Source organism: Indibacter alkaliphilus LW1 (assembly GCF_000295935.2).
GTDB classification, from domain to species: domain Bacteria; phylum Bacteroidota; class Bacteroidia; order Cytophagales; family Cyclobacteriaceae; genus Indibacter; species Indibacter alkaliphilus.
Genome location: NZ_ALWO02000003.1, coordinates 1 through 3,968 on the forward strand (window position 1 = coordinate 1; position 3,968 = coordinate 3,968).

Annotated in this window: 5 protein-coding genes and 1 CRISPR repeat array; all 5 genes read left to right on the forward strand. The window is 37.6% G+C overall.

Features of this window, described 5'->3' with window-relative positions:
- On the forward strand, nucleotides 1–433 hold a 433-nt coding region (locus A33Q_RS00400; protein WP_051394791.1), incomplete at its 5' end, for a Dna2/Cas4 domain-containing protein.
- 80 nt (nucleotides 434–513) lie between these two features.
- Nucleotides 514–867, forward strand: coding sequence for a four helix bundle protein (locus A33Q_RS00405; protein WP_040489565.1), 354 nt, complete (start codon nucleotides 514–516; stop codon nucleotides 865–867).
- 60 nt (nucleotides 868–927) lie between these two features.
- Nucleotides 928–1,932 carry a type I-B CRISPR-associated endonuclease Cas1b gene (gene cas1b, locus A33Q_RS00410; RefSeq protein ID WP_009036481.1) on the forward strand — a complete coding sequence of 335 codons (1,005 nt, stop codon included), beginning with the start codon at nucleotides 928–930 and terminating at the stop codon, nucleotides 1,930–1,932.
- An 85-nt stretch (nucleotides 1,933–2,017) separates the two neighbouring features.
- Nucleotides 2,018–2,410, forward strand: a complete 393-nt coding sequence (locus A33Q_RS00415) for a four helix bundle protein (RefSeq protein ID WP_009036480.1) — start codon at nucleotides 2,018–2,020, stop codon at nucleotides 2,408–2,410.
- A 76-nt stretch (nucleotides 2,411–2,486) separates the two neighbouring features.
- Nucleotides 2,487–2,750, forward strand: a complete 264-nt coding sequence (gene cas2 / locus A33Q_RS00420; RefSeq protein ID WP_009036479.1) for a CRISPR-associated endonuclease Cas2 — start codon at nucleotides 2,487–2,489, stop codon at nucleotides 2,748–2,750.
- A gap of 206 nt (nucleotides 2,751–2,956) precedes the next feature.
- Nucleotides 2,957–3,913: a CRISPR direct-repeat array (repeat unit 30 nt; unit sequence CCTTCAATCGCACCATACAGGAATTGAAAT).
- Nucleotides 3,914–3,968 lie beyond the last annotated feature (55 nt).

Genomic DNA, 3,968 nt, shown 5'->3' on the forward strand with positions numbered 1-3,968 from the left:
AAAGTGGCACGGTTTGACCGAAATGACTGGCATGGTCAGACCGAAATATCCAAGAGCGAGAAAATACACAGAACTCGAGCTGGATGGTATCAAGATCGATTACTATGATGCCAAAAATAAAGTGATTCATGAAGTAAAAAAATCCGATAAAGTAGAACATGCTCATTTAGCCCAAGTAAAATATTACCTCTATATATTGATCAAGAATGGAATAGACAACCCCTCAGCCATCCTTGAATACCCAAAAATGAAACAAAGGCAAATCGTAGAATGGGAAGAAAGCGACATTGCAGAAGTGGAAAAGTGGAAAAATGAATGCTCGGCTATCTTTTATCAAGATGAATGTCCTCCATTATTGAAGAAAACAATTTGTAAGAAATGCAGCTATTTTGATTTTTGCTATGCGGGGGAAAATGACATAAATGAAGAATGATGATAGATGGGTGATTATGATTAGTAAGAGATAAGTGCTATGTGATAAAAATAAGAGAATATTTTCCTAAAACCATTTGTATGATAAACTATAATCAGATTTTTCAGGACAGGACTAAAACTTTGGCTATTAAAATTATAAAATGCCTCTCACCTATTCCGTACTCAGATGCTGTTTCAATTATCCGTAGACAAATTATTAGATCATCAACATCAGTTGCCTCCAATTATAAAGCAATGTGTCGTGCAAGATCAGAAAATGAAAGATTTGCCAAACTTTCTATAGTAGTGGAAGAGGCAGATGAAACACTGTATTGGCTTGAAATTATCAAGGATTTAAATTTAATAGCTGTAGCAACTTTAAATGAGTTGATGTCAGAGACGGAGGAAATTGTAAAAGCTTTGGCTACCTATAGAAAAAAACTAAAACCTTAAAATAATCATTTATAGAGCTGCATTTATCAACGATCATTCATCCTCCATTATTCATCATTTATGAAAAAGACCTACTACCTTTTCAATCCGGGCCGAATGAGCCGAAAAGACAATACGCTTAAGTTTACCCCGGTAGATGAGTCTGGAAAAGAGGGTACACCCAAGTATATCCCAGTTGAAGGTGTCTCGGATTTCTATTGTTTTGGTTCTTTGGATGCCAACAGTGCGCTATACAATTTTTTAGGAAAAAATGGAATTAGCGTTCACTTTTTCGATTACTATGAGCACTATACAGGAAGTTTTCAATCCAAAGAATACTTGCTTGCTGGTAAAATGCAAATCAACCAAACCCAGCACTACCTCCATACAGGTAAGCGTATGGCCATCGCCCAGAAATTGATCACTGGAGCAGCATTTAATATGTCCAAGAACCTAAAGTATTACCATAATAGAGGCAAAGATTTGGAGATTCAGATAGCAAAAATTGACCTTTATGCCCGAGAAATTGAAAATATCACTACCATCCCTGGACTGATGGGGATAGAAGGAAACATTCGGCAGGTATATTATCAAGCCTTTGATATTATAGTCAAAGACCATGCTATGGAGGGGCGAAGCAAGCAACCTCCTTTGAATGAGCTCAATGCCCTCATTTCATTTGGGAATATGATGTGCTATACATTATGCTTGGATCAAATATATCATACCCAATTAAATCCTACAATCAGTTTCTTGCATGAACCTGGCTATAGGAGGTATTCCTTGGCGCTTGACTTAGCGGAAATCTTCAAACCCATTTTAGTAGATAGGATTATTTTTAGGGTTTTGAACAAAAGAGAAATTCAATCCAAGGATTTTGATTTTCATGTCAACAAGGTGATTTTAAAAGAGTCAGGCAAAAAAGTTTTTATTCGAGCCTTTGAGGAGCGACTCAACGAGACCATTAAGCACCGGACATTGAACAAGCAAGTGAGTTACAAAAGTCTGGTAAAGTTAGAATGCTACAAACTCAGCAAGCACTTGTTGGGAATGGAATCCTATCAGCCGTTTAAGATTTGGTGGTAGGGATTGAAGGGTTGAATAATTGAATAGTTGAAGGATTGAATAATTCAAAAATAGGACTCAAAATTAATATTATGTTTTTAAAGTCATGGAAAAGAGCAGAACCTATGGTGAGAATGATCGGTTTGAATTTATCAAGCAGATACAAGATCGATCAAAGGTTTTAGCCCTGGAGGTAATAAAAGTGTGTGATAATTTACCAAGCAAAAGATCATCATCTGTGATTTCATATCAAATCAATAAAAGTGCAACTTCGCAGGCAGGAAATTACCGTGCAGCATGTAGGACAAGATCGGGAGCGGAATTTATTAGTAAAATTTCAATTGTTGTCGAAGAGGCTGATGAAACATGCTTTTGGCTTGAAATGCTATTTGAAGCTCAATTAATTGATGTAGAAACATTTCAAAAGTTATTCAAAGAATCTGAAGAATTATTGAGTATATTCTCAACTGCAAGAAAAAATGCCAAATTAAATAAATGAATAATTGAAGGATTGAAGGTTTTGGATTATTCAATGATTCAGTAATTCAATAATTCAGTAATTCAATTAATCAACCATGTACATCATTCTAGTTTACGACATTGGAGAAAGGCGAGTCAGCAAGATGCTGAAGCTTTGTAGAAAGTACTTGAATTGGATACAGAATTCGGTATTTGAAGGAGAGATCACAGAGGTGAAATACAAAGAGCTTATTATCCATGCAAAGAAGATCATGAAGATCGAAGAAGACAGCTTAATTATATTTAAAAGTCGGGAAGAAAAATGGCTGGACAAGGAAGTCATTGGCCAGGAGAAAAATGATCTGGACACTTTTCTTTAGTTGTCGAATGGAGTTGTATAAATAGTTTAGCTTTAGTCCCTAAGAAGAAACAGATCCTAACGAATTGATTTTAAACAAATTAAAAAGTTGTCGATAGTAACGGAAAAATCAGCTATTGGAGATCGACGCAATTATAGGATAATATTATAAAGTTAAAACAGTCATTTTGATTCAAAAAAGGCTATTTTAGTATGCCGTTCCGACGGCCTTCAATCGCACCATACAGGAATTGAAATCCGGCCAGGAAATCTTAAACGGAATGGTGGTCCGGTCTGCCTTCAATCGCACCATACAGGAATTGAAATAAGCCCTGCTCTTGGTCATCAAGGCGGCCATGATCGCCTTCAATCGCACCATACAGGAATTGAAATAGATCCGGGAACATTTCTGGAAGCCTTACAACAATCCTTCAATCGCACCATACAGGAATTGAAATAAAACAACGGGTACCCCCTACAAAAAATCCTTGATAACCTTCAATCGCACCATACAGGAATTGAAATAGTGCTCAGGGGCTCTCTTAGCTGCCTCCAACTGTGCCTTCAATCGCACCATACAGGAATTGAAATTGTCTTATCTGTTTACCCACACACTTTTCACCCCCCCTTCAATCGCACCATACAGGAATTGAAATTAAATTTTGCGGTCAAAGAAGAGACCAGGCTTGAGTCCTTCAATCGCACCATACAGGAATTGAAATCAGTTTGGAGGAAGGATAGAGCTCATTCCAAAATTCCTTCAATCGCACCATACAGGAATTGAAATTCAAGGTAGATGTTCAAATGGATTTCATCACGCTTTTCCTTCAATCGCACCATACAGGAATTGAAATTAATCCTCTGATCATTAATGTAATCGGAGAATGTCTCCTTCAATCGCACCATACAGGAATTGAAATCAGAGCAGTCCAGCAACAGGGCTGTCTTTTTTACGCCCTTCAATCGCACCATACAGGAATTGAAATTCGACGCCGAGGACATGTCCGACGAAGCAACCTATCCCTTCAATCGCACCATACAGGAATTGAAATATCGCTCCTATAACCTCCCTTCCCTGAGCAGGGCTAACCTTCAATCGCACCATACAGGAATTGAAATACATCTGGAGGCCTGGCTGCTGGCAATCGAAGAGCACCTTCAATCGCACCATACAGGAATTGAAATTTTTCATCTACAGCAAAATCACTCACCTTACCTATACCTTCAATCGCACCATACA